This is a genomic window from Saccharobesus litoralis (assembly GCF_003063625.1).
In the GTDB taxonomy this organism is placed as follows: Bacteria; Pseudomonadota; Gammaproteobacteria; order Enterobacterales; family Alteromonadaceae; genus Saccharobesus; species Saccharobesus litoralis.
This window is the reverse complement of the sequence record NZ_CP026604.1, coordinates 3,606,072-3,632,128: the sequence shown is the minus strand read 5'-3', so window position 1 is coordinate 3,632,128 and position 26,057 is coordinate 3,606,072. Positions and strand designations below refer to the sequence as shown.

Annotated in this window: 19 protein-coding genes and 3 CRISPR repeat arrays; of the genes, 7 read left to right on the top strand and 12 right to left on the bottom strand. The window is 40.1% G+C overall.

All coding sequences use genetic code 11. The features are described 5' to 3' along the window. The first annotated feature begins 22 nt into the window (after window positions 1-22). Together ppx and gshB are read left to right on the top strand one after the other, a co-directional pair. A complete protein-coding gene (gene ppx, locus C2869_RS12995) occupies window positions 23-1,534 on the top strand; it encodes an exopolyphosphatase (RefSeq protein WP_108603349.1) in 1,512 nt (503 codons plus the stop codon). Between the two features lie 285 nt (window positions 1,535-1,819). Further along, entirely contained in the window at window positions 1,820-2,773 is a 954-nt protein-coding gene (gene gshB / locus C2869_RS12990) for a glutathione synthase (RefSeq protein ID WP_108603348.1), read from the top strand. Window positions 2,774-3,113: 340 nt separating this feature from the next. On the opposite strand, the gene C2869_RS12985 is transcribed toward gshB, so the two are convergent. Continuing rightward, window positions 3,114-5,711 (bottom strand): glycoside hydrolase family 2 TIM barrel-domain containing protein, encoded by a 2,598-nt coding sequence (locus C2869_RS12985; protein WP_108603347.1) that lies wholly within the window; start codon window positions 5,709-5,711, stop codon window positions 3,114-3,116. 468 nt (window positions 5,712-6,179) lie between these two features. Between C2869_RS12985 and C2869_RS12980 the strand changes: the two genes are divergently transcribed. Both C2869_RS12980 and C2869_RS12975 read left to right on the top strand, forming a co-directional pair. Then, the gene (locus C2869_RS12980) at window positions 6,180-6,752 is read left to right on the top strand and encodes a DUF2975 domain-containing protein (protein ID WP_108603346.1); all 573 of its coding nucleotides are present in this window, start codon (window positions 6,180-6,182) and stop codon (window positions 6,750-6,752) included. 16 nt (window positions 6,753-6,768) lie between these two features. Beyond that, window positions 6,769-6,981: a helix-turn-helix domain-containing protein gene (locus C2869_RS12975; RefSeq protein ID WP_108603345.1), complete on the top strand. Its 213-nt coding sequence runs from the start codon at window positions 6,769-6,771 to the stop codon at window positions 6,979-6,981. 38 nt (window positions 6,982-7,019) lie between these two features. On the opposite strand, the gene sixA is transcribed toward C2869_RS12975, so the two are convergent. After that, window positions 7,020-7,490 (bottom strand): phosphohistidine phosphatase SixA, encoded by a 471-nt coding sequence (sixA, locus tag C2869_RS12970; protein WP_108603344.1) that lies wholly within the window; start codon window positions 7,488-7,490, stop codon window positions 7,020-7,022. Window positions 7,491-7,790: 300 nt separating this feature from the next. Between sixA and C2869_RS12965 the strand changes: the two genes are divergently transcribed. Continuing rightward, the gene (locus C2869_RS12965) at window positions 7,791-10,583 is read left to right on the top strand and encodes an insulinase family protein (RefSeq protein ID WP_159084163.1); all 2,793 of its coding nucleotides are present in this window, start codon (window positions 7,791-7,793) and stop codon (window positions 10,581-10,583) included. A gap of 2 nt (window positions 10,584-10,585) precedes the next feature. Continuing rightward, on the top strand, window positions 10,586-11,809 hold the full coding sequence (locus C2869_RS12960; protein WP_108603342.1) for an EAL and HDOD domain-containing protein: 1,224 nt from the start codon (window positions 10,586-10,588) through the stop codon (window positions 11,807-11,809). Window positions 11,810-12,000: 191 nt separating this feature from the next. Here the strand turns inward: C2869_RS12960 and C2869_RS12955 are convergent, their stop codons facing one another. Beyond that, window positions 12,001-12,180 (bottom strand): hypothetical protein, encoded by a 180-nt coding sequence (locus tag C2869_RS12955; RefSeq protein WP_108603341.1) that lies wholly within the window; start codon window positions 12,178-12,180, stop codon window positions 12,001-12,003. 410 nt (window positions 12,181-12,590) lie between these two features. On the opposite strand from C2869_RS12955, the gene C2869_RS12950 reads away from it, so the two are divergent. Then, window positions 12,591-13,787 (top strand): DUF418 domain-containing protein, encoded by a 1,197-nt coding sequence (locus C2869_RS12950; RefSeq protein WP_159084162.1) that lies wholly within the window; start codon window positions 12,591-12,593, stop codon window positions 13,785-13,787. A gap of 455 nt (window positions 13,788-14,242) precedes the next feature. Next, a CRISPR array of direct repeats spans window positions 14,243-14,630; the repeat unit is 28 nt; unit sequence TTTCTAAGCTGCCTGTGCGGCAGTGAAC. Window positions 14,631-14,790: 160 nt separating this feature from the next. Next, window positions 14,791-15,299: a CRISPR direct-repeat array (repeat unit 28 nt). Window positions 15,300-16,141: 842 nt separating this feature from the next. Here the strand turns inward: C2869_RS12950 and C2869_RS12945 are convergent. The 9 genes from C2869_RS12945 to cas3f form a co-directional block, all read right to left on the bottom strand. Then, window positions 16,142-16,555: a type II toxin-antitoxin system VapC family toxin gene (locus C2869_RS12945; protein WP_108603339.1), complete on the bottom strand. Its 414-nt coding sequence runs from the start codon at window positions 16,553-16,555 to the stop codon at window positions 16,142-16,144. Further along, entirely contained in the window at window positions 16,542-16,805 is a 264-nt protein-coding gene (locus C2869_RS12940; RefSeq protein ID WP_108603338.1) for a ribbon-helix-helix domain-containing protein, read from the bottom strand. The genes C2869_RS12945 and C2869_RS12940 overlap by 14 nt, the downstream gene beginning before the upstream one ends. 152 nt (window positions 16,806-16,957) lie before the next feature. Continuing rightward, window positions 16,958-17,525: a CRISPR direct-repeat array (repeat unit 28 nt; unit sequence TTTCTAAGCTGCCTGTGCGGCAGTGAAC). Window positions 17,526-17,661: 136 nt separating this feature from the next. Further along, the gene (locus C2869_RS12935; RefSeq protein WP_108603337.1) at window positions 17,662-17,991 is read right to left on the bottom strand and encodes a type II toxin-antitoxin system RelE/ParE family toxin; all 330 of its coding nucleotides are present in this window, start codon (window positions 17,989-17,991) and stop codon (window positions 17,662-17,664) included. A 14-nt stretch (window positions 17,992-18,005) separates the two neighbouring features. Further along, window positions 18,006-18,284: a type II toxin-antitoxin system Phd/YefM family antitoxin gene (locus C2869_RS12930; RefSeq protein ID WP_108603336.1), complete on the bottom strand. Its 279-nt coding sequence runs from the start codon at window positions 18,282-18,284 to the stop codon at window positions 18,006-18,008. 118 nt (window positions 18,285-18,402) lie between these two features. Further along, window positions 18,403-19,035 carry a type I-F CRISPR-associated endoribonuclease Cas6/Csy4 gene (gene cas6f / locus C2869_RS12925; RefSeq protein ID WP_108603335.1) on the bottom strand — a complete coding sequence of 211 codons (633 nt, stop codon included), beginning with the start codon at window positions 19,033-19,035 and terminating at the stop codon, window positions 18,403-18,405. A 16-nt stretch (window positions 19,036-19,051) separates the two neighbouring features. Continuing rightward, on the bottom strand, window positions 19,052-20,032 hold the full coding sequence (gene csy3 / locus C2869_RS12920; RefSeq protein WP_108603334.1) for a type I-F CRISPR-associated protein Csy3: 981 nt from the start codon (window positions 20,030-20,032) through the stop codon (window positions 19,052-19,054). Between the two features lie 18 nt (window positions 20,033-20,050). Next, a complete protein-coding gene (gene csy2 / locus C2869_RS12915) occupies window positions 20,051-21,232 on the bottom strand; it encodes a type I-F CRISPR-associated protein Csy2 (RefSeq protein WP_108603333.1) in 1,182 nt (393 codons plus the stop codon). Then, window positions 21,229-22,719, bottom strand: coding sequence for a type I-F CRISPR-associated protein Csy1 (gene csy1 / locus C2869_RS12910; RefSeq protein WP_108603332.1), 1,491 nt, complete (start codon window positions 22,717-22,719; stop codon window positions 21,229-21,231). The genes csy2 and csy1 overlap by 4 nt, the downstream gene beginning before the upstream one ends. Next, entirely contained in the window at window positions 22,719-26,009 is a 3,291-nt protein-coding gene (gene cas3f / locus C2869_RS12905; protein WP_108603331.1) for a type I-F CRISPR-associated helicase Cas3f, read from the bottom strand. Before cas3f ends, csy1 begins: the two co-directional genes overlap by 1 nt. Window positions 26,010-26,057: the final 48 nt, after the last annotated feature.

Below are 26,057 nucleotides of genomic sequence, written 5' to 3'. Positions count from 1 at the left end.
TGAACAAATTACGGAGGTAGAGGTGGAACAAAAACAAAATCAAACGATTCCCGAACCCGGCACTGTGTACGCTGCGTTAGATATTGGTTCAAATAGTTTCCACCTAATTGTCGCTCGAATAGTTGACGGCACGTTGCAAACCTTACATAAAGTCAAACAACGTGTCAGATTAGCTGATGGCTTAGCCCGAGATAAGTCCCTTTCTGAAGATGCTATGGTGCGTGGGCTAGAAACCCTCACGCAAATGGCACAAGCACTTGAGGGGATCCCACAAGAAAACGTGAGAGTTGTCGCTACCTACACTTTACGTTCGGCCATAAACGCGAAATTATTTTTACAACGAGCTAAGCAAGTATTTCCTTACCCTATAGAAGTGATAAGCGGCCAAGAAGAAGCCCGTCTTATCTACCAAGGTGTGGCGCATACCGTCAGTGAACAAGGTAATAGATTAGTTATTGATATTGGTGGTGGTAGTACTGAATTTATTATTGGCCAACAATTTGCGCCTATCGCGTTAAGCTCTCGCTCAATGGGTTGTGTTAGCTACACCCAGACGTTTTTCAAAAATGGTAAAATTACAGAGTTAGCCTTCCAAAAAGCCATCATTCAAGCCGAGCAAGAACTAGAAGAAATTATCGAACAATACAAAAATATGGGCTGGCAAGCTTGTTTTGGCACATCAGGAACGATTAAAGCCATCCGAGAAGTTATTGTACGAGCCGGTTGGAGTCAAAGTGAAATTAAAGCCACACACCTCGAAAAGCTCAAGCAAATGCTGCTTAGCTTTGGACATGTTAACGACATCAATATAGCGGGTGTTTCAGAACATCGTAGCCCCGTATTACCTGGTGGGCTGGCTGTGTTAATTGCCGCATTCGAAGTACTCAACATCAAATCGCTGACCTATTCTGACGCAGCGCTACGAGAAGGAGTGTTATACGAAATGGAAGAACGATTAAAACACCATGATATTCGTGAACGCACCATCGAAAGTTTGATGACACGCTACTACATAGACGCGAATCAAGCTAACCGAGTGCAGCGCACTGCACTTGAAATCGTTCAGCAATCAAACTCTGAATGGAACTTATCGCGTAAATTCCGACAAATATTAGTTTGGGCGTGTCAAATTCACGAAATTGGCCTGCATATCAACTCAACTGGCTTTCACAAGCATTCGGCTTATATTGCTAGCCATTCGTCATTACCTGGATTCGTTCAAGAAGAACAGCTATTGATTGCCAGTTTATTACGATTTCAGCGTAAAAAGCTGCGATTAGAAGAGCTACCTAGCTTTACCTTGTATAAAGTATCTAAAGTGGTTCGTGCAATACGAATATTGCGTATCGCCCTAGTCATTAATTTACGCCGTCGCGATAATTTAGTGCCTGATTTTAGTGTAACCGTGGAAGATGAATCCATCACCATTCAATTTCCTGAGGGCTTTTTGGCCCAAGAAAAGCTTCTTGAAGCCGACTTAGAGCAAGAGAAACTCATGCAACTGGATGCAGGTTTTAATTTCTTTTTTTCGTGATTATAAACACTTATTAAATATTCGGGGTTGAGGTTTCAAATTTCAGCCCCATTTGCCTAAACAACCCATTTTTAGTCAAAGCGATCGGGTTTTAGGGGAAGCCGTCAAGCTTCGAGACCCCATGAGCATATGCTTTATTATGTGATTGGGGCCGCCTAAATGGATTTAGGTGTTAGAACGACGCAGGAGCCAAAGTCGAGAGTAAGCGCTGACAATGAACCATAAAATCAGAGCGGGAAGACTATCTTTCGCAACCCATTCAGGTTGAAAATTACAGGAGCTATCATGGCAATTAAGCTTGGCATCGTAATGGATCCCATATCCGACATCAATATCAAAAAAGACACCAGCTTCGCCATGTTGCTTGAAGCCCAACAACGCGGCTATGAGATTTATTACCTAGAAATGCAGGATCTCTACATAGAAACAGGCCGCGCATACGGTAACGTCACCGCTTTAACCGTTAACAACAATCCAGATAATTGGTACACATTTGGTGAGCAATATGACTGGCCGCTAGCCGAGCTAGACGTAATTTTGATGCGTAAAGATCCGCCTTTTGATACCGAATATATTTACGCCACCTACATGCTTGAGCAGGCAGAGCGCGAAGGAACATTGATCGTCAACAAACCGCAAAGCTTACGTGATGCTAACGAAAAGCTTTATACCGCATGGTTTCCTGAGTGTTGTCCAACCACCTTGGTATCCCGTGATGCTAAACGTATTCGTGAATTTTACAATCAACATCAAGATGTCATTTTAAAACCGCTGGATGGCATGGGCGGCGCTTCTATTTTTAGGTTAAAACCAGACGATGCAAACGTCGGTGTCATTTTAGAAACGTTAACCGAGCATGGTACACGCTACGCAATGGCGCAAACTTTCATCCCTGAAATCAAAGATGGCGATAAACGAATATTAATGATCAACGGCGAGCCCATAGATTATTGCCTAGCGCGTATTCCAGCGAAAGGTGAAACCCGAGGTAATTTAGCGGCTGGCGGCAGAGGTGAAGCTCGCCCATTGTCTGATTCAGACCGCTGGATCGCGGAGCAAGTGGGCCCAACATTGAAGGAAAAAGGCTTAATCTTTGTTGGTTTAGATGTGATAGGCGATAAATTAACTGAAATTAATGTCACCAGCCCCACCTGTGTTCAAGAGATCAGCAAGGCATATGATGTTGATATTACAGGAAAACTATTTGACTGCATTGAAGAAAAGCTTCAAGGCAGATAAAGCCATTACGCTAATTCGTATGGTTGATAAAAATTAACTAAAAAGCCCGCTTGAAGCGGGCTTTTTTATGCTTGAATACTACTGGTAACAACTGATGCTATAGTCAAAGCGATCGGGTTTTAGGGGCAGGTTTCTAGTTCCAGACGAAACCTAAGTACCTACATCCATATAGGCAAAGCCGTCAAGCTTCGAGACCCCATGAGCATATGCTCTACTATGTGATTGGGGCCGCCTAAATGGATTTAGGTGTTAGAACGACGCAGGAGCCAAAGTCGAGAGTTAGCGCTGACAATGAACCATAAGACCTAAGCGAGAAGACTATATCTCTGTAATTAACAAACTATTTAACTTTAAGAATTAAAGGTTGAGATTTCACCGTTCCAACCTTAGCCACAACACGAATATCACCCGCTTGCGTGCTACTTTGGATCAATATTCCCGCACGACCTTTATGGCTTGTCACTGAATCGGCAAGTACATCACCCACATTGAACTCAGAACCATTATCAACAAATGTCTGACCAAAAGAACCTGTTACCTCAAACTCAACCTTTTGCTCATCATCAAATAGTCGATTGCCTTTTGCATCCAACAAAGTTACATGTAATTGAATTGCATCGTAGCTATCAGCCTGCATTTCAGGTTTGTCTGCGACTAAATCGATTGACGCCAATTGACCATGCGTATTAATCATATCTTCAGTTACCGCTTTACCTTGATTGTAACCTACCACCTTAAGCTCACCGGCTTGATAAGGCACTAGCCACTTGATCACACGATCTTCATCAAACGCCTTTAATGACTTTCGACCTAGCGATTGGCCATTTAAAAACAGTTCGGCTTCTTCAGTATTGGTATAGCTTTGAACAACAATTGACTCGCCATCAGCGTACTTCCATTTTTCTTCAATATCGTACCATTCCCAATTACGGATCGGCGCCCACACACCTTTAGGATACTTACGCGCTGTAAATGTCCAACCGTCAGTTTCTGAATAACTAAACTCTGATTGGCTTGCGGCCGTCGTACCTAAATAAATTTTAGGCTCGCTACGCCAGATGGTTTCAAAGAAATGACCTCGTGGGGTTTTATTGCCTAAGAAGTCAAACAACGAAATCTCTAACCCCATCTTAGGTAACGGACCCGATTCACCTTTATAAGCAAAACCTGTCCAAATAAAGATACCTGCCACATAGTCTTTGTCTTTTACATCGCGCCATTCGCGCCATGCACCCCAGTTTTCAGAGCCGTAAATAATGGCATCTGGGTTAGTCTTATGGGCTACTTCATATTCAGGCGCGCGATAATTAAAGCCAACAACATCTAATGTATCAGTGTAACCCGAGGTGAATCCAACCGAGGGTTGCACTAAACCTGCAGTGACTGGGCGGGTTGTATCAATTTCTTTAACAAAGCCACGCAGCATATTAGAAACGATAGGTAAGTTATCTATGCTATCTGGGTTGTGTTTCTTTAAGTTTTTGCGAATTCGCTCAGGCGTGTAATCTGGTGCTTCAGTATAATAATCAGTACCATCTTCGGCATGCGTAGCTGACTTAGGATAGTATGGATAAGTCCACTCAATTTCATTACCTATACTCCACATAATCACTGACGGATGGTTAAAATCACGACGTACAGCATCTTTAGCGTCACGCTCGGCCCATTGCTTAAAATACTCATCGTATGAGCGACCCGCATCGCCAGAAACCGCATTATCTCCTAAACGAATTTTGCTCTTTTTCTTGGTTCTGTCCCAGTCGTCAAAAATTTCAGCATTCACTAAAAAGCCCATTTCGTCACACAGCTCCATTAGTTCAGGAGAATGTGGATTGTGCGACATACGAATGGCATTAACCCCCACGCTTTTTAATTTATTTAAACGATAGCGCCACATCTCTTTAGTCACTGCCACACCAACAGCGCCCGCATCATGATGTAAGTTAACACCTTTAATTTTAGTTTGCTTACCATTTAGCAAAAAGCCTTTGTTCGCATCGAACTTAATTGTGCGAATACCGAATCTTGTTTTGTCGTCACCGATTAATTTATACGACGAAAAGAATCCATCATTTTTGTAAATCGACACTTTAGCGTGGTACAAAGTCGGTGATTCAAGCGCCCATAACTGCGGATCACGCACTTCAACTTCAGTAACAACATTGGTTTGATGCGCTAAATCAACATAAGCTGTTTGTTGTGCGACTCGTTGATTTTGTTCATCAAAAATTTCAATGTGTAACTTAGCTTCCTGTCCTTGATGCGCTTGTGCGTTAATTGTTGTTTGAACTTTAACCTTAGCCAAGTCATCGTAAATATTGGGTGTTGAAACTTGAATACCCCACTGCGGAATATAAATTTTATCTGCTTTAACTAAGCGCACATTTCGATAAATACCCGAGCCTGTATACCAACGAGAATCGGCATAACTCGTACGATTAACGCGAACAGACACTACATTAGGTTGGCCGTCAAATAACAAATATGGAGTTAACTCTGCCGAAAAACTCGAATAACCGTAAGGTCTTTCAGCCACATGATGACCGTTAATCCAAACATCTGAATTATTGTAAATACCGTCAAACTCTAACCACACAACCTTATTTTGGTTTTCTTTACCCAATACAAACGACTTACGATACCAGCCTACACCGCCAGCTTTAAAACCAGAACTCGCCGCGCCTTTTTCATCGGTATAAGGTAATGGTACTGCCCAATCATGTGGTACTTGCACAACAGACCAATTTGAATCGTCATAATTATGCTGATACGCAGCTTGCTGCTTGGTGTCATAAATATTCTCATACAACTGAAAACGCCAATCAAAATTAAAGTCAGATATGTCTTTTGCAATAGCCTGACCACAGACAATAGAGAAGCTGGAAATCAGCAACACGCATAAATAACTACGCAACTTTGTTATAACACCCAAGCGCATAAGATTCACCTATAGTTAATGTTTTTTATATTTCAACAACAAGTAGCATTATAGTTAAGTTTAGCCAAAGCTGTGATGAATGCTTGTCAGAAAATATCGTTTGATTGTCATTTACTAAAAAATATAGCGCAAAAATACAATTGTTTTGTCCTATATGTGCTTGTCCGCTTTAACCACCTTCGATGATTATTTAGTAAAATCTGTAGTATTACTCTTTCGGACTGAAAGGTTTGCAGGCTCTGCAAGCATAAATGCTCGCCCACAAAAGGACCATCTGTGAAGATATGAAATGGCCTATGGCTTATCAGTTTCATTACGCTGAATAATTACAACAAATTAAACATATCGTTTCAGCGCTTTAAAAATCTTTAACGACAATTAATTATCGAAAAACGATAAATTATTATTGACTAAAATAAAAAGATAATTATAGTAAACACAACATAAATCAAAACTAGAGATCACTTAATGGAACCTATAGGTAAAGTAGAATACGCAAAGATTGAAAAAGTCAGTCGGTTATTGATCCCTATTATGTACATGGTACTAGTGAGTGTGGTGGTTATCTTAGTCGGTTTAAGTATCAGCTTATTCACTAGCCCCACAGTCAATAGCAGTGAATTTAGTTTACTGACCGACAAACACCTAGGTGAGCTTAATATCAATTTTAGTCATGACGACTTGCAAGCCGGCTTAGCCACATGGGCTGATAAAATAGCGATATTCTCAGTATTGTGCTTTGTAGCTGCGTTTATTTTGCCAGGAGCATGGAGTTGTATCAGTTTGTTAAGGCTGTTTAACCAACAACAAGTGTTTTGCCAAGCCGCTGTGAAACTTGCCAGAAAAATAGCTCAGCTTTATTTAAGCTTTTTAGTAGTGAGCTATATCACCAGTTTGCTTGCCAGTACCGTATTACTTAATGACCTAAATATAAGAATTAGCTTACCAACGCATTTAGTCATACTCGGGTTGCTTTGGATGTTTGTTTGGATACTAGAAATAGGTACCACGTTACATGAAGACAACAAACTTACGGTATAAGAGTTAGAGGTTAACTATGCCAATCATAGTCAATTTAGATGTCATGTTGGCCAAACGAAAAATGCGTTCCAACGAGTTAGCAAAATTAATTGATATTACACCGCAAAACTTGTCCGTTTTAAAAAGTGGCCGTGCTAAAGCGATCCGCTTTGAAACACTAAACAAAATTTGTCAGGTATTAGATTGCCAACCAGGGGATATTTTAGCGTTTGAAGAAGGTGAAGACTAAAACAGACCAACCACCGCTATTGGTTTAATAGCTGGTGGTTAACATGCCATTTCAAATGGCGCTTTAAAATCAGACATTTCACCAACACCTTGCCAATCTTGCAGGATAATAACGGCTCCAGCACCCGTCGCGAAAATGGGGCCAAATGATTGAGTAAAACGCTCAACTAAATAACTCACCAAGGGTAAGTGAGAAACCACCAGCACTTTTTCAGCACCATCAGCATAAGCGCGAATAACCGATTCGGCCAGCTCTGGATCAGACTCTGGGGTGATATCTGCTAAGGTATGCACCTGTTTCGCCGTAATATTAGAGGATTGCATTTGCTGCCAAGTTTGCTGCGCACGGATAAATGGGCTGACCAAGGCAACATCAAAATTAGCGCCAAAGGTGTTTAACCACTTGCCAGTGCAACTGGCTTCGTGAATGCCACGAACGGTAAGCTGGCGACTAGAATCATCTTGGCAAAATGGTTCGGCTTCACCATGTCGAACAATAACTAACTGCATACTATTGTTGTTTAACCCAAATCAATGTTGATTAAACATAAAGCAGGTTGAACAAAATTCCTAGTTAAAATCGCAAATAATAAACAGATATCGCGAAAAGCAACACACAGTATACACAAGGGCTACAGGTTATTTTCATATCCCCTCAGATACAAAGCCAATAAAATAAATTAGTTTACAATATGACCCATATTCAACTTAAAAACGAGACAAGCTTAACGAGGTAGGCATTAAGGATGTAAGCATTAATTTAAAGCTGTGTTATCTTTACAATTAATAAACCAAAAAGGAACAACCACCTTGATCACAAAAAGTCCAAATGACACGCGTCAATACCGTCATATTCGACTGCAAAACCACCTGGATGTGGTTCTGATCCATGACAAGCAAAGTCATAAATCAGCTGCTTCCATGGTGGTAAATGCCGGCCATTTTGATGACCCCAAAAACTGTTTGGGTTTAGCTCACTTTATTGAGCACATGCTATTTTTAGGCACAGAGTCCTTTCCAGAAGCAGATGCTTACCAAAACTATATTAGCCAACACGGTGGCCATCACAATGCGTGGACAGGCAGTGAACACACAAACTTTTACCTAGACATTAACAGCGATGCTTTTGCCGGTGCGCTTGAACGCTTTAGTCAATTTTTTATCTGTCCGTTATTCAACCCCGAATATATCAATAAAGAACGCAACGCGATCGAATCAGAATTTGAACTAAAACGAAAAGACGATTTACGGCGATTATACGAAGTTCATAAAGAAACCAGTAACCCCGAGCATCCATTCAGCCGGTTTTCAGTGGGTAATTTACAAACTTTAGTTGACCGGCCAGAAATCAGCTTACGCCAACAGCTACAACAATTTTTCGATAAAAATTACCTCGCTAACCGCATGAAACTCGTGCTCGCGGGTAAGCAATCGCTGGATGAGTTAGCCGAATTAGCGCAACGCTATTTTGACAAGATCAAAACCAGTGGCGAAACCAAACCACCTATAAGTTCACCTATCTACCAAGCTGAACATCAGCAATGTGGTATTCAGGTACAAACGTTACGCGAAGCAAACCAAATTATTTTATCCTTTGCCTTCGAACCCATCCAACATAGATACCGAGACAAAAGTATCTCCTATCTTGGATACATTTTAGGTCGAGAGGACAAAGGCAGTTTATTTGCCTATTTACGAGAACAAGGTCTTGTCAATGGGTTATCGGCAGGTAGTGGTGTCGATGCTTCTAACTTTAAAGATTTTAATATCAGCATTCAGTTAACCCAATTGGGTAAACATAATATTGAACAGATCTGCTATGTTGTGTTTGCTTATATTAAGTTTGCTCAAAGCCAACCCGTAGCTAACTATATTTACCATGAAAAACAGCAATTGGCGGCACTTGCTTTTAATTATCAAGAACAAACTAAGCTATTAGATGCTGTAAGCGCAATAGCGCAAAAAATGCATTACGTCGCTATTGAAGACTTATTGGTTAGCGATTATTTAATGCAAGGGCTAGATACCGATTGGCTTACCGAGCATTGGCAAAAGCTCACGCCAACCAATATGCGACTGATTCAATTGTCTGATCAAACCCTTGAGCAGGCCCAAATTAGTCAATGGTACAACGCCCCCTATCAACACAGGGCCTTTGACAGTGAACTAGTCGAAGTTTGGCAACAAGCCGATTACCAACAATTGCCAGATTGTAACTTCCAAATGCCCTCACCTAACCCCTACGTTCCTGAACGCACAGAGCCGCTAGAGGTTGAACACGACTTTGCCAGCATCAACCCAATAAAGCTAGTTGACGAAACCGGCTTAAAGCTATGGTACAAACAGGATGAGCGCTTTGCTACCCCGAAAAGCCATATTTACGTATCGCTAGATATGCAACAAGCCCAAGGCAGTATTTACAATGTCGCGATGACCCGCTTATACATTGAAGTATTGTTAGATAAAATCGATACCGATTTATATCACGCTGCGGCGGCTGGCATGAGCTATCACATCTATCCACATCAAGCTGGGCTTACGCTACACATATCGGGTTTTGCCGACAAACAACAAGCATTGCTGGGCGATATATTATCGGCCCTACAAATCAACTCATTTTCAGTTAAACGCTTTAACGAGGTCAAACGGCAGTTGCAACAAAGCTGGCGTAATAGCAATAAAGGAAAACCCGTATCTAAACTGTTCAGCCGATTAAATGCCCTACTGCAAAACAACCAATATATGTCGGTCGACATGGCGCAAGCCATTGACCCAATAACACAACAAGACTTTAGTCACTTTGCTCAAACCCTGTTTGACTCTGTTCACTGTGAAGCCTTTATATACGGTGATGTGCAAATGAGCAGCGCTCATAAAATACATGCTTTGCTGAATGACTTCATTTTAGCTAACAAGCACGCAATAGCTGAAGTGCCGCGCAATGTCCACTTATTGCCACAACAACAATGTGAACTCACATGTGAGGATGATCATCCAGACCATAGCCTAATACTTTATTACCAAGCAGCCGATGCCAGCAATTTTTCAGCGGCATTGCTGACACTGGCTAATCACATTATTTCTCCGGCGTTTTTTCATCAACTACGCACAGAAAAGCAACTGGGTTACATGTTAGGAACAGGCTATATGCCCATCAACCAACAACCTGGATTTATTGCCTATGTGCAATCGAACACAACCGAACCACAAGCAATTTGTCAGGCAATAGACGATTTTTTTGCGACATTGCCCGAACAATTAAATAGTATGGAAACGCAACATTTTGCTAGTTTAAAAACCAATTTATCGCAGCAATTGCTAGAAAAAGATTCTAGCCTGCGCATTACAGCCCAGCGATTTTGGTTGGCAATAGGCCTTAAAGATCACGAATTTAATCGTAAACAAGCCATAGCAGAACAAGTTGAAAAAATAGAATTACAACAACTGGTCGAATTTGTGACCCACAGCCTGATTTGCCAAGCAAACTGCGCTAGACTGGTACTCAGTTCAAGCCCTATGGCACATAGCAATAACGACAACTCAGTCGTTGTGTTGCAAAACGACAATCACTTTAAAGAAATAACAAAAAGTATCACATTTTAACTATGTACGGATATATTGCGCGACAACCCATACTAGACGGCGACCATCAAGTAAGAGCTTACGAGCTTTTATTTCGCAGTGGTTACAACAATACTTTTCCTGTTGCCAATGCGCAGCAGGCCACGCACCGATTAGTTGAACAAAGTGGTTTAGAACAGGATTTCGAAGCCTTCACTAACGGTAAAATTGCCCATATTAATTTTAACCAAGACTCGCTAGGCGACAATTTCCCATCTTGGCTGCCTTCCCATCAGGTGGTGATCGAAGTGTCAGCCAATTTACCGGTCACTTACGAGCTCAGAGAGTCTTTACGTTCACTGCAAGAACAAGGGTTTATCATTGCGTTAGATGACTACAGTTTTCAAGAAGCCGCCGAACCTTTATTAGACGTAGTACGTTTAGTCAAAATTAATATTGCTGAAACCCCGATTAAGCAACTACCGGCACTGATGCCACAACTGCAAAATAGATTATTTAGCTACATTGCTACTCGGGTCGAATCTTACGAACAATTTGAGGCGTTAAAATCTTTAGGCTTTAAGTTTTTTCAGGGGTATTACTTCGCCAAACCCGAAGTCATTCAAACCAAATCACTACCGTCTTCTAAAGCCAATTTAGTTGACCTAATTGCAGAGTCCTCCAAAGCCGAATTAAATCTAGCGCGCATAAATGAAATAATGCAACACGATGTTTCTTTGTCGTACAAGCTACTGCGCTTTGTTAACAGCCCAGTGTTTAGCAACACTCAACCGGTTGGCTCTATTCGCCATGCATTAAATTATCTCGGGCAAAATGAGGTTAAAAAATTTATTGCCCTAGTGGCGATGGCAAATTTAAGCCAAGATAAACCCCAGCAATTACTGGCATTAAGCATTGTTAGAGCCCGTTTTTGTCAAGGTATAAGTGAATTAATGGGCGACCAAGTCAACCCACCTAAAGCATTTTTAACAGGCTTATTTTCGTTGGTAGACGCCATCCTCGACCAGCAATTGATCGACATTATGCGAAAATTACCCATTTTGCATGAGATAAAAATAGCCTTAGTCAAACGTGAAGGCCGCCTAGCCGAGTACGTTCGTTTAGTTGAATATTATGAGCAAGGGCAATGGGACGATATGCTAGATCTAGTCGAAGATGAATTAGATATTGAAATGGACGATGTGCACGAGCACTACACCGCGGCACTAGAATGGGCGAACAACTTCCCTTATCAACAAGCGGGTTAAATTACTATTTTGCCAAGGTCGACTAACCTGTCGACCTTGCTCAGCCATTTTACGCTTACAAGCCCTCTCGTAGGCGAGCATTTATGCTTGCAAAGCCTGCAAACCCAGCCCCCGTAGGCAAGCATTTATGCTTGCGAACCTGCAAAACAAACCCAGCCACCCGCTACTTAACGGGTTAAATAATTACACAATTAATGCAAATATAAATTTTGAAAATCTTTACCCAATACAATGTTACAGGCTTGTTCCTCTGTTATTCCTTGATCTAACAGGCGTTTAATTTCATCGATCATATCTTGCTGAATTTCCACGCAAGGGCGATTAACAACAATAATATCTAACACTTGTTCTACAGTCATTTTTCTATCCATCTAACATTCCTTCTTTTTGTATTGGCAGTACAATTTTATTGAAAGTTATCTCGAACCAACAAACGCCATTTCATTTGTTGTGGTTCGAGTATAGATAAAAAAAACCAACAAAAACAAACATTTTATTAACATATTTATAAAATATTCATTTTTGACACATATTGCGATAAAACAAGGGGTTAAATGCAACAAGACAGGGAAAAATCACTTATTCACCAATATAATGCGTGATCAGATGAGTGACTATTAGTTAAATATATTGCTAAAAAATAGTGCAAGTACAGGCTCATAATGAACTTCATTCAATACACTTAACAATCGACCCAATCCGTCGCTTTAGCACATTTACGTTTAATCAATCTTATTTAATGGTTAATATGCGGTTTTTATCATTGCACAAGGACAATCACATGGACGTTACTCACCCAGCTCGCATAGCCCATCTCGATATACTGCGAGGCATTGCAGTCTTAGGTATTTTATTTATGAATATCACGGCAATGGGGATATTTGAATTAGGATATGTTCACTTTGATCCTGTTTTAACTAGCGACCAGATCATCATTGCATTTAAAGCGTTGCTAATGGATGGCCGATTCAGAAGTCTTTTTTGTTTGCTATTTGGCGTGGGCTTGTACCTGCAATACAGCCGACTAATTAAACAAGGCTTAACAGAAAAACAAGTGCAAGCGATTTTAAAATCACGCCTAAACTGGTTACTACTATTCGGCTTTATCCATTGCACATTCATTTGGCCAGGCGACATTCTTATGTTTTACGCTCTAGGCGGCTGGTTTGTTATCAAACGCTTAAATCGTCCCGCCGAGCAAGTAATAAAATTGGGCATTCAATTATTCGCGATTAGCTTATTCATAATGGCTGCCGACGTACTATTAAACGCCGAATTCACACAAAGCTACAGCCGCCAATCACCTCAATTTTTAGACAACTACGCATTGTGGACCAGTGGCTATCTCAACCAATTCATTGAACAAGTCACACTAGCACTGATCTATTTTATAACCTTTCCCCTACTCAGCTTGTGCTACATTGCCGGTATTATGCTGATTGCCGCCGGTTTATATAAGCAAGGGTTACTAAGCAAAGGCTTTGACAAGATAAGAGTAAAACAATTGCTGGTTATTACCCTTGGTATGTCGAGCATAGACATACTCATTTTACTGCTTGTACCCAGCAGCCAACAAATTTCTGCCTACGTATTAGGCAGTGTTTCTGGGCTTTGCATGGCATTACTCATTTGGCATTGGCTAGCTATACAATCACCGCACTCAAAATTACTCGCCTTTTTATCACCACTAAAATCCGTTGGCCGACTCGCGTTTAGTTTATACATACTGCAATCCATCACCATGGTGATATTGTTTAGGTGGCTAATGCCAGAGTGGAATAAAACCTTTGGCCAGGTTGAATTTATGCTGGTTTGCAGCCTATACACAGCTGTACAAATCTTGGTTGCTAACTGGTATTTACAACACTATAGCGCTGGACCTTTAGAAAAACTATGGCGCCATTTAGCCACTAAAAAGTTGATAAAAGAAACGCAAAAACAACAAGCCGCAACACAAAAAATGCCAGAAACCTTGTAAGTTTGACAGCCCTATTCCATGCTTGCATTAACTATCGTAAATATCGGCAACAATGTTCTGCCTGTGCGGCAGTGAACTTACTTACAGTGTAGGTCGAGATTTATCTCGACAATCCATCTAAGGTAAACATGCCCTATTTTTCTCAATACTGTTCTTTTATGGGATTCATCCATGAAGCTATATTACATCGGTCTTTGCTGGCATGGATGCCAGTACTTAAGTTGCGTCGGGAACACGCAACTTGCCATGACCTCACTTCCTCGGACAGTGCAGTATATGGACATACCAATGTCGTGATGACAAGGATGACATAGAACGACCTAAACTTCGTTTCGGTTCCTCGTTACCTAAGCTGCGATCAACATGGATGTTAGAGAATGCAGAAAATGTCGGGAACAATTTTCTGCCTGTGCGGCAGTGAACCAACCAGCCAAATCAGAGCAAAACGCCAAAAATTTCTAAGCTGCCTGTGCGGCAGTGAACGTGGGTGATACAGCGGGAGCGATTGTTGAGATTTTCTAAGCTGCCTGTGCGGCAGTGAACTTTTTAGGTAGTGCGTTGGCGGGTGATATTAATTTCTAAGCTGCCTGTACGGCAGTGAACTAGAAACTACCGTATTTCTTGGGGATACTCCTTTTCTAAGCTGCCTGTGCGGCAGTGAACTCTCCAAAATCCGCGCTTAGCCTTAAGTATAGTTTCTAAGCTACCTGTGCGGCAGTGAACTCTCGCTTTTCGATGACTCGCACACACTTACTTTTCTAAGCTGCCTGTGCGGCAGTGAACTCAACAATAAATTGATTATAACAACGGCTGAGTTTCTAAGCTGCCTGTGCGGCAGTGAACTTACTTACAGGTCGAGATTTATCTCGACAATCCATTTACGGTAAACATGCCCTATTTTACTCAACACTGTTCTTTTATGGGATTCATCCATGAAGCTATATTACATCGGTCATCCATGACCTCACTTCCTCGGACTGCGAAACTTCGTTTCGGTTCCTCGTCACCTAAGCTGCCTGTACGGCAGTGAACGTATGTACCGACCACGCCAGTGGTGCCATTTGTTTCTAAGCTGCCTGTACGGCAGTGAACTTTCAACAAAACCCGCGCTAATCTATCCATGATTTCTAAGCTGCCTGTACGGCAGTGAACATTCCTCAAGCGAATGCGTTTTGACGATAAACTTTCTAAGCTGCCTGTACGGCAGTGAACGTGAGTATGGCTAGGGTTGTTGCCGCTAGGGCTTTCTAAGCTGCCTGTACGGCAGTGAACGAATCCATTCGTCACCCAGTGATTTAACATTGTTTCTAAGCTGCCTGTACGGCAGTGAACGGTTTCGCTACCGGCATCAAAAGCACTTTGCATTTCTAAGCTGCCTGTACGGCAGTGAACTTATTGGGTTCAAGTGTGCTGAATTCAGCATATTTCTAAGCTGCCTGTACGGCAGTGAACATGGACTGATAAACACTCATACCCAAACAGACTTTCTAAGCTGCCTGTACGGCAGTGAACAGGGCGAATTTAACAAAAAAACGAATAGCGTCAACGCATTAGTCACATTTAGGCTTTTTTACCTAAATTTTCAGCTAGAACATAACCATTTGATTTTAATCAATTTATTAAAGAGCAAAAAACTTGGGTTATTTTAGTATTTAATGGTTTAGCTACTATTTTTGGTATCTACTCAGCGTAATTTGTTTTACGCGCCTTAGTATTGCTAATTACCTCGTCTTTGCCGCGAATGCGGTACTCTAGTGACTTTGTTTAGTAAACGTGAGCTCCGTTTACTTTAATAAAGGCGCTGGATACCTGAATACTCAGGTATGACAGTAATTTTTTATACCAGCGGAAGAAATTCAATTCTATTTATAAACACGCCGAGTAGTTACTATTTTTGTAACTATATAGCATTGCAAACAGCGAGTTTCCAACCATATAAGAAACAATATAATACGCCTTTTGTAGGAGAGACTTGGCTTCTGATCCCCTACTTTTGGTGCCTGCATAGATAGCTGCTACTTAAAATTTGTCTGAAACGCAATCTTGTAGTATTACTCGTTTTGACAGAAAGTTTGCAGGCTCTGCAAGCGTAAATGCTCACCCACAAGAACTTGATACTTTAAAACGGTTATTTTCCACAAAAGTCAGTAGTGTAAGTACCTTATTCAAAGATATTTAACGATCGATCACTTATAAATTTCATTACACTGAGTAATTACCTATTTTTAAACTTTGCTGTATCGGTTATACAATTAGACTTAAAACGATTGTGATCATTAGTACTTACACTGTTCTCATAATTCCTGTTTTACTTTCATTTTTTATCGTGCGGAGTTTGAGTGCTTTTTAACCTGTTAGTCAAACAACACATTTTGAAATGGATGCTGGTTATTCCACCTATATGCGTTGAAGTCTCGTCTGTCTGTCGACAATATTTTCCCCTCCCCTAAATTTTCCGCTAATACCACCAAAGAGGCATCGGTTAAATCCATAGGTAAGTTTTGATATTGTTCCATCAACTGAGAGCATCGTATTAAATGTTTCGGCTCTAGCACAAATAAATCGGCAAATTGCTCTACTTGCTGAATAAATTTAACTTGCGCATGAACACCCATTCGTGAAAGTAATAAATGGCATGTTTCAGTTAACACTGGCCAAGTGGTAATTAAGGTATCGTTCAACGATACGGTTTTGGCTAGCACGATTTGATGGTACTGATCTCTGGTGTTGGCCAAAGCCAGCCAATAACTGCTATCAGCGATTATCATGTTTTTTGGAAAGGTCTGAATTTAAGTAAGATTTATAATGACTCGACAAGTCAGCCTCGGCTTCACCACACCCAACAAAGTCACTATTAAGCAATGCTTGTAATTTTGCTTGTTTCTGATTGAGTTGCGTTTCATATAAATCGTCAATTGCCAATTTTAAAACTTCTGTAGTCGATGTGTGCATTTGGCTTTTTAACCTTTCCAACTTAGCCATGTATTCGTCATCTAACCTTGCATTAATTCTTGCCATGTTAAAAACCACTATGTTTAACTTTTAAACAAATTATAGTTGTATGACCTACGTCATACAACTATTTACTAAATAGTATCGAACAAATAATCAAGCCATAACAGTCAAATTCCAAATTATTAGAAGAAACAGTATCTGCTTTTTCAAATGGGTATCTAAGCTGCCTGTGCGGCAGTGAACCAGAGGTATCGGCTGTACTGCCAGAGTTGGCGTTTCTAAGCTGCCTGTGCGGCAGTGAACGCCTTAATCACGACGGGAGTCGCATTAGCAATTTTCTAAGCTGCCTGTGCGGCAGTGAACATAGCCCCTCTAGCAATTTACAATTGCATTCATTTCTAAGCTGCCTGTGCGGCAGTGAACTTTTAGAATATTTGTCATTACATCGCCATTATTTTCTAAGCTGCCTGTGCGGCAGTGAACGCAAAAGCATGGCGCTCAAAGGCCGCGCCAGTTTTCTAAGCTGCCTGTGCGGCAGTGAACTAAAAAGCCCGTCACAGCATAACGCTCGCCTTTTTCTAAGCTGCCTGTGCGGCAGTGAACACGGCGACAATGTTGTCGCGTTAGCGAGTTAATTTCTAAGCTGCCTGTGCGGCAGTGAACAGGTGTTAAAAAGCAATCACTCGTTAAATCATTTTCTAAGCTGCCTGTGCGGCAGTGAACTTCAAGACAAAATTGGGGATTTTGCTGCGACATTTCTAAGCTGCCTGTGCGGCAGTGAACAATGCAAATTTAGCAAAAAAATAAGTTACAACATAGGGTTAATCAATTTTGGCTATTTTTACCCAAATTTTTAACTATGTAATAAGCTATTGAATTTATAAGTAATTTTTAAAGAGCTATTTTTTTGGTCTTTCTATTAATGTAACGTGCGTTGAAACAATGCTTTACTGATACTTTGTTTTGGATGCAAAATGACAAGAATAAACACTTTGTATTGCGTTTCATTAACTCGGTAGATTATTCGAAAATGCTGGCTTAAAAGTTCATGTAACTGAATTCCAGCCCGCAACAAATCGGCATTAAATTTTGTTCGCTTGGGGTCAAGGTTTAACGAATTAATCGCTTGTTCAAGTTGATCCAATAACTGGTTAGCAATGGTGTTATCCGCAGTTAATAAATAATGTTGGTATATAGTTTCAAGATCTTTAAAGGCATCGTCTGAAAAATGTACAGAATAGGTTTTCATCAAACCGCCTTTACTTACTCATGGCAATTTAATCGAGCACGAATACTTTTAAGCGCTGTTTTTGCGTCATGCGTTTTTTCTTGCTCAACGCTACGCTCACTTTGTGCCACCATTTTTAGCAAGGCTAACGTTTCTTGTGTTTTTTCATACTCGGCAACAGACTGAACAACCATAGCCGCTTCGCCATTTTGGGTAATAATGTAAGCCTCGCCCTCTTGCTTTAATTCTTCTGCAATTTTTGCAGCATTAGCTTTTAAATAACTTATGGGTTTTATGTGTGCAGATAAAGACATGTTATTAGCTCCTACATCAAGGTATTCGCTATTATGGCTCAACCAAAAAAAGAACCAAATTAAGTTTTAATTTGGTTCTTCAAGTTATCACTATGATCAAAACATACGTAAAATTGATTTAATTAAGAACCAAACCATAACAGTCATACATCAAATTCGTAGCTGCTGTTTGATCTGCCTTCTCTATAAATATTTGAAAAAGTCCACGGTCGCCTCGTTGTTTGCTGGTTTGGCTTTCCAGTTGAATAAATGGCAATTTAGTCTGTTCAAAAACATATTTTTCTTTCAGCTCCTTTAAGCATTGATCAAAATCCACATTAAATTTTTCAGCTATATGTTTAGCTTTTTTATTTAATGAATATTCTAGACGTTTAACTCCCTTAATTCGCTTTTGTTTAAAAGCAACAAATTGCGTTTCGTCAGTTACAGTTTGGATTTTCCCTATAGACACATAATCCAATAAACGATTCAGCCATTTATCAATCGCCAACTTTTGCAATTCAGCCTCGGTTTGTGCAAACAAACGTAATTTTGAACCTAATGGATATGGGTGGTTTTGATATTCAGGAAATGACACCGCTATTTTAGAATTTCGTAAAACTTTAGTATCACCATGTTTTAGTTTGCGCTCAGACTCGTAACCATGTTCAACAAGTGCAAAATGCACCTGTTGAAAAAGTTTTTGCCAGATAAAGCCGAAGTTAGCTTCAGCATCTGGTAGCGCTAGCTGAATGTCGAGATAGTAGTTCATAGACACTCCAGATTTTTTACTTAGAAGACTTACTAAACACGCCACCGCGAATTAAATTTGCAGTAACAAACATCTGCTGTTCAGGAGTTAAGTCAATATCATTTACCCAATCAACCATCAATGAATACAAATCGCCTTCTTTTTTATTTTTACGGAAAGCGTCACCAATTTGAGTAACCGCACCGAAAGGTTCAATTGCTATAGGCTGTTTTTGTTCGGCATAACGGTTATACCAAGTATCAATAGTGCGGATAGCGTTGCCTATTTTTACGTTATGGATAGCCGCACAGCCATCAAGTTTAAATAAAACTTTGCCCTTTTCACCCATATTCATTTCTTGTGATGGGAACACGTGTTGCTGATAGCCAAGTTTTACAAACGCGTCAACTTCAATTAGTACAAAGCTTTTCTCGTCGCCTTTTAAACCCTCTGCAATTATTGCTGTTAACTGCTGCAAAAACGAATTGTCGTTGCCTTTTTCAAATTCAGTTAACGAAAAGTCATAAGCACTAAAATTTAAGGTATGGTCTCCTGCCTTAACAACAATGCTTATTTCCTCAGCACCAACACGGTTACGCCATAGAAAACGTCCATTGGCGATGTTATAAGCATAGCGATAAGCTAAATCATTAACACCCTCGCCCTGTTTAAAATCTGCGGTTTTGGTTTTAATTGCTTTACTAAAATCGGGAGAGTTACAGCCAAATGGATTTCCAAGACTGCCAATAACTCGCATACTAAAGCTTACTTTTAGCGTGTCGTGTTTTAACGGAAGGTTGGCATCGTCACTATCCGATGAAACAGGGTTGGGTTTAATTTTGTCAGCATCACTTGTGCCTTCGGCACTTTGGGTAGAGCGATTTTGTCTTTTGGTAATAGGGATTTCCTGCCATTTTTCAGCAGTTGCAATATTTTCCCATACACCTGAAAACATTAGTGCGTCAGAAGTTTCAAGTTTACGTTCGAAAGCTAACATGCTTGGTAATTGAATAGCCATAAATATTTCCCTTATAGATTAATAATAAATTTCATCAGTTGTTGATTCGGTTTGTGCTATTTGTTTATCAGTGCCTCGTTCTTGCTGGCACAAATACCAATCTTGTTCATACGGTGCATAATTCCAAACACTGGCTTGCCAGTGATCGTGACTTTTTAAACGGTGGACACTCTGCCATTCACCAACAGAATGAACGGATTCGACAAAACATAAGTCTGTTTCAGCATCTCTAGCACCATCAATTTCACCCGCTGGATAAACTTTGGTAATAGCTTTATAACCTGTCATTATGGGCACCAAATAACCCGTTTGTGGCTTTTTAACGTATTCCCAATTAGCTGGTGTTTTTTCATTTGGTAATAAGTAACTTTGCCATTGAGTTAACACTTTGGGGTCAATGTTCTCTTGCTGATCAGCAAAGTAATTAACTAGTTCACAGGGTATGTTTTTTTGATCATACGGTTGGCTTTTATGCTCAAGCCAGATGTCGTTTATTGTATAAAATGAATCTGATTTATCTGCTTGCTTAGCCAAATGCTTATCTAATAAATCACATTCAGGTCTAGCTACCTGCTTTAATGCAATAAAATCAAACCAAGCATCCAGCAATCCTACTTTTGGGTTTTGCTCTTTTAGCTTTAAAAAGTGTTCTTCCAAATAGTTAGCTCTATCTTGCAATACAAAGCCAGGCAATAACTTTCTTCTAACACTTCTAAGGTGGTCCTCTTTTGCCAAATCAACAATATCAACATTTGCTACAGACAAAATAGTTCCACCAGCTAAACGCTGTATTTGGCAAGAATTTTTAATAAATTGGATTAGCTCGTCTTGCGCGCCACCTAAATAACCACTAACAGGTATCAATAGAGAAACGGTCATATTCATTTTGGCTTCTTCTATAATTGAAGCGCCCTTTAAAGTCCCATCTTTTTCAAATTTAACCTCTCGCTGGTGAGAAGTTTTATACTGAGTAAACCGAGTAACACCAAAGTCTTTATATGCATGAACATGCTGTTCATGCGCTACCACAACACAACCCTCCAAAGCTAAATAGCTAAATTCGCCATTGGACTTAAGATTTCTATTTAAGTTATGGCTAAAACCTAAAAAATGGGTGATTGCTGGAAAGCCCCAAGTGAAACCCGAAGCTGCATTAGCGTTTTGAACCTTTATTCTTTCAATTAAGATGTATTGGCTCATACTGTGATCTCCTCCTGAGTTAATCCTTCTATATCAAAACCTTCGCTAAAGTTATCTTTGAAAATCGTCCTCCAAAGCTTGGTGTGTGAATCTTGTGGTGTAAATTGCTCATTAACTTTTGTTAACCTGTTATTTAACCAATTTGCGAAGTCTTGAATAACAACCGCCTGCCAATCACTACTATTTTTCATCTCTAAAAATTGTTCGTCTTGGCGATAACAATCTAACAACACTTGGTGAGCCGTTTTTAACTTAACGCCTTCAATAGCAGACCAACCAGAAGGTAAAGCTTGTATAGTTTTTACGTATACCAACACTTCATCCACTAGATTTTCAACCCATTGAACTAACCAGCGCATGCGCTTAGGGTCTTTAATGCTAAGCTGCAAATTTTCAAAGCGAGTTAAAAAATCTGACAAATATTGAATATTTTCTTTTACTTCATAATTTCTTGATAATTCATAGAAAAAACTACCAGTGTAAATCGGTGGTTTTAGCTGAGAGTGCCAAACCGGTGGCTGACAAGAAAAAAGATACTTAGCTCCTTTCCTAATCGCATTTAACTGCGACACGTTACCATGACTCAAAATATTTTTACCTGAAGTAACAAATAATTGTGCAACCTTAGGAAAGCCACTCCTTGTTCCTAGTGTCAAGCTTGCCAATTCCTCGCGCTTCTTTTCGATAAAACAAAATATTTCGATAGATAATGACGAAGATTCCACCTGTGAAAGTAAGTGGTAACTATTTTCTGCTTTAGAGATTGGAAAATACACTTGCTTCAGCAATGGATCAATCACCAAATCCTTAACCTCCAAGGCTTGTAAGAATCCAGAGTTCCACTCCTTTAACTGACATTCATCACATGCAAAACTCCTCAGCACAGAATTTTCTTCGTTTGAAAAAATCTCATAAAGACTTACACCACTTAGTTCTAAACTGAAAAATTCCCTGATTTGACTATATGCATTACTTGCAACGGAGTCATATTTAATAAAAGGTACGCGAGAGGTTGTGATTAACCCAGCCTTATTTTTATTGTTTTTGCTTACGATGGGTTTTGTCTTAATAGCTGAGTGAGTCAGTTTAGGAACGTGCGTTCCGAATGAAATATTTTTTGCATCACCAGAGGATTTAGACAACCATCTGTTTACGTCATATTTTTCATTTAACTCTTTAAAATTGATAAAAACATCCTCCAGCAAGCTTAAAATATCAACGTGCTGAGGTTTATCGTTAAATTCATTAAGGGCTCGAAGCTGAGCAACTATAAAATCATACTGGCTTTGATCATCTAAAGGCTTATTTTTTCTAGCATCAAAAATATATTTTATTTGGTCATTTTTGAAAAAACCTAATTTCTCATAGGACTTTTTAAGATCTTTAAATAATTTATCCAAGTAGCTTTTTAATTCGTTACTGTGCTTACTTCTAAGAAAACTTGAAACAATATCTTCCCACCTGTCTTCATTCATTACATCATCCATCACTTCACCTCTTGGTAAATTCCTAAATTTGAAAAATATTTGTATTCGTTTATGTCATTTTTTTTGTAGCTAACCAACCGCAACTCACCAAACCGCAGCGATGCGTCTTCTTCGCTAATATCAAAATCAGCGGCTAGCTCTGCGTATATATTTAATGGGTTTAAATCAAACCAAAAACTGATCCCTTCAGTTGGGGTAAAGCCCTGCTCTTCTTTTAGAGAAATGCCAGCTCCTGATAGCGCCCCCATTTTCGCTGGATAAGCCGATTCATTCTTCCATTGCCAAACCAACTCACTATTTTTGTATAGCATATATACAGCTTCGTCTTTTTCCGATTTTCTAAACGGCTGTAAATTTTGCAACACTCCACACCAGTGAGCCTGCTCTTTCCACCAGAAAGCTGTAAGGCTTTTTTCGTTAACTTTTCTACTTAGCGCTTCGTGCTCTAGAGCGACTAAGTTACCTGATGACGACAGTTTACTTTTAATCACTCTTTCAGACGCATTAATAGGCTGATACTGGGGCTCAACGAGCACTTTCCGTAACGTGTGTTCATTTAGTTTTAGCTTTAAGTTTTCTACCTCAAAACCCGGCTGATTAAAGCACCGCTCATTACCTTTTAGCTGCTTAATATTTTGGTTAATCAGTAAGATATTCTCATGTTCTGGAACATGGTCTCGGTGTCGTAATACCCGACCAGCAATCTGAATAATTGAACGCATAGAACTAGGTTCAATGATTGCCCAATCGTAGTCGTGATCACGGCCAACTTCCGCGACTGGTGAGGCCAAAACAATAAAAATCTGATTTTTAGCAGCCGTTTTTTCGATTAGACTTTCTAGCTCTCTAGGTGGCCAGTCGTTTTTACGATTAAGTATTTTATCTAGCTTGTTTTCCAAGTAAGAGCGCATAGCTAATGGGTAACGACTATGGTACACGCATAAATGTATGTGCGTATTTTCAGGTACTGGTAAAGTTAACAACGCTTTAGCTACGGCAACCATTGGATTGATATTGGCCATACGTACTAAGCCAATAGAAACCTGATTATTGCCTACCACAACCGTGTTGTTATGATGTAAGGCAAGAGCACCCTGCATAATTGTTTGAGCAAAATTGACATAAATATCGCTTGTGGATGTGAGGTTATCAAGAATGTCAGCTTTATGTTTCGGTGTAGCAGAAATTAAATACTTAACGCGCGTTTCTACAAATTTCTCATGTTGCACTTTAAAATTAGCAAAGTCTTTAATCAGCGTTTGATAAGCACCGCCTTTTTCACGCTCATCAAACCAAGCACAGTTAATTGTTTGGTTCCAATTCGTAATATTCACTTTGGCATATTCTGTCCAACCAGCTTGGTATGCTTGAAACGCTGCAAAAGCTAAATCTGGCGGCATCGTTGCTGTAGAAAGCAAAACTCTGCTACCTAACATGCCAGCCCAATATACCAACCGACATAACGCAGGTAAATCTTCCAAGCCAAAATCATCAGGTTCATCAATGACAAGATCGGAAGTGAGCAACCTTAACATTGGACCGATTTGCTTACCGCCCTTGGTACCATCTGTCGCGGGGATTAAATGATCAATTGTGCAAACCAATACTGGCGCTTGTAGTAGTTTCTCAATTCGCGGATTGGTTTTTGTCCAAGCGTGTAAACTGTGCTCTATGCCTGACAAATCATAATCCACAAATAAATCTGGATCTAAATGCTCTTCAGCGGATTCGCTACCTGTTCCAAAACTATCTTCTGGTGCCCTTTTACTTTGTTCGTTTTCAAACAAGGCTTTTGATGCCGAACCACCTACGGCAATGGCTAATTGCTCTGCTGATAAATCTAACTGAGTTCTATACTCTCTACCAGTTTGCAGCGTTAGCGTTCTTAATCCTAATGCAACAGTGAATCGACAATCTTGTTCTTTATTGGCCAACGCATACATTATTTTGGCATTGGCGAGAGTTTTGCCTTTGCCTGTCGATGCCATATTGATACCAAAGAAGCCTTGCTTTTTAGTAGATTCACCTAGGTCTAACGCCACCTTTTGCGCTGCTACCTGCCAAGCGTATTTGCCATCTACTTTGGTGCTTTTTAAAAAAGCATTGTCTTCTAATGTTTGCAAACTACTTTTCAGTTGTGGCAAAGCACTTACAATATCTACCGCGTGTTTGGCCACACCAATTAAATGCTCGTCAAGCTGTTGTTTACGCTCTCCAGTATCGCTATCAGTATTTGCATAAACTTGATAATTAGGGCTTTGCCATTCTAGAGTAGGCTCTTTTTGTGCTGAGTAATGATGATCTGCAAGCATTAATGCCATTCGTGTAAGGTGGCTGGTAAACAATTCATCATGCAGAAGATTTTTAGCTGTGTTTTGCTTAATTGTTTTTAGTGTTAGATCAGCGGCTTTAATTGCTATTAGTCGCCACTTGGTGCTTTTATACGGCAAGCCTTCACTGTGAAATGTCCAGTTATCTTGTAAAAAGTTACTACTATCTTCGTCTTTAAAATTATAAGAATTCCAGAAAACTTGCAGCTCTTCGGCAAACCAACTGTTTAGTGGACTGACACCATTTTTATGCAGAACGGCTGGTGAAGTTTCTTGAGTTAAGGTTTGCTTCCAGCTAGGTACAAACGGTAGTTTATGATGACTAAGTACTAACCAGCCAACTAGCTGAGCAAACGGAGGCAGGTTAACTAGTGGATTATTCCTGCCACCTCTAATTCCATCTTGATAAATATTATCATGGTGATTTTTATCTATTTCCGTTAAAGCCATTAACCACTGCTCATCAGATTTGTCACCGACGAATGCCTGAAAAACTCTTAACGACACCCATTCATGCCTGACAGGTTCATACTTATTTTTCCCTTCTCCTTTTAATTTTTGCTGAAATAAAATACTCGCCTTACCAAAATCATGAAAAAGCGCAGCAATGGCAACCGCATTTTTCATTAACGTTAAATTCTGCCATTTTTCATTATCCATAAACGGCTCAATATCACTTTCGGTATAATTCACCGCCACATGTCCCTCACTATTAAATTTTCTTCTATTACCCACCACCCACAATAACTGACTGCGACTGCGCGATCGTATCCAGTGGCAGCTTACTGCGGTGCTTTTGGTGGCGGTTTGGCGCAGCATTTTTTTCACTGTAATTAGGCCGTCTTCGGTGATCACAGTTTGCCATGTATTGTCGCCAATGCGGTTAGCGAAGGCGTCTAATACTCGACGGGTTTTCTTTAGTGCGTTTTTTTGGCATTGCGAAACAAAAGTCACCATCATGATTGGGGCTCCTTTTGTTTAATCATCTGGCTAAAGCCACGACTTACA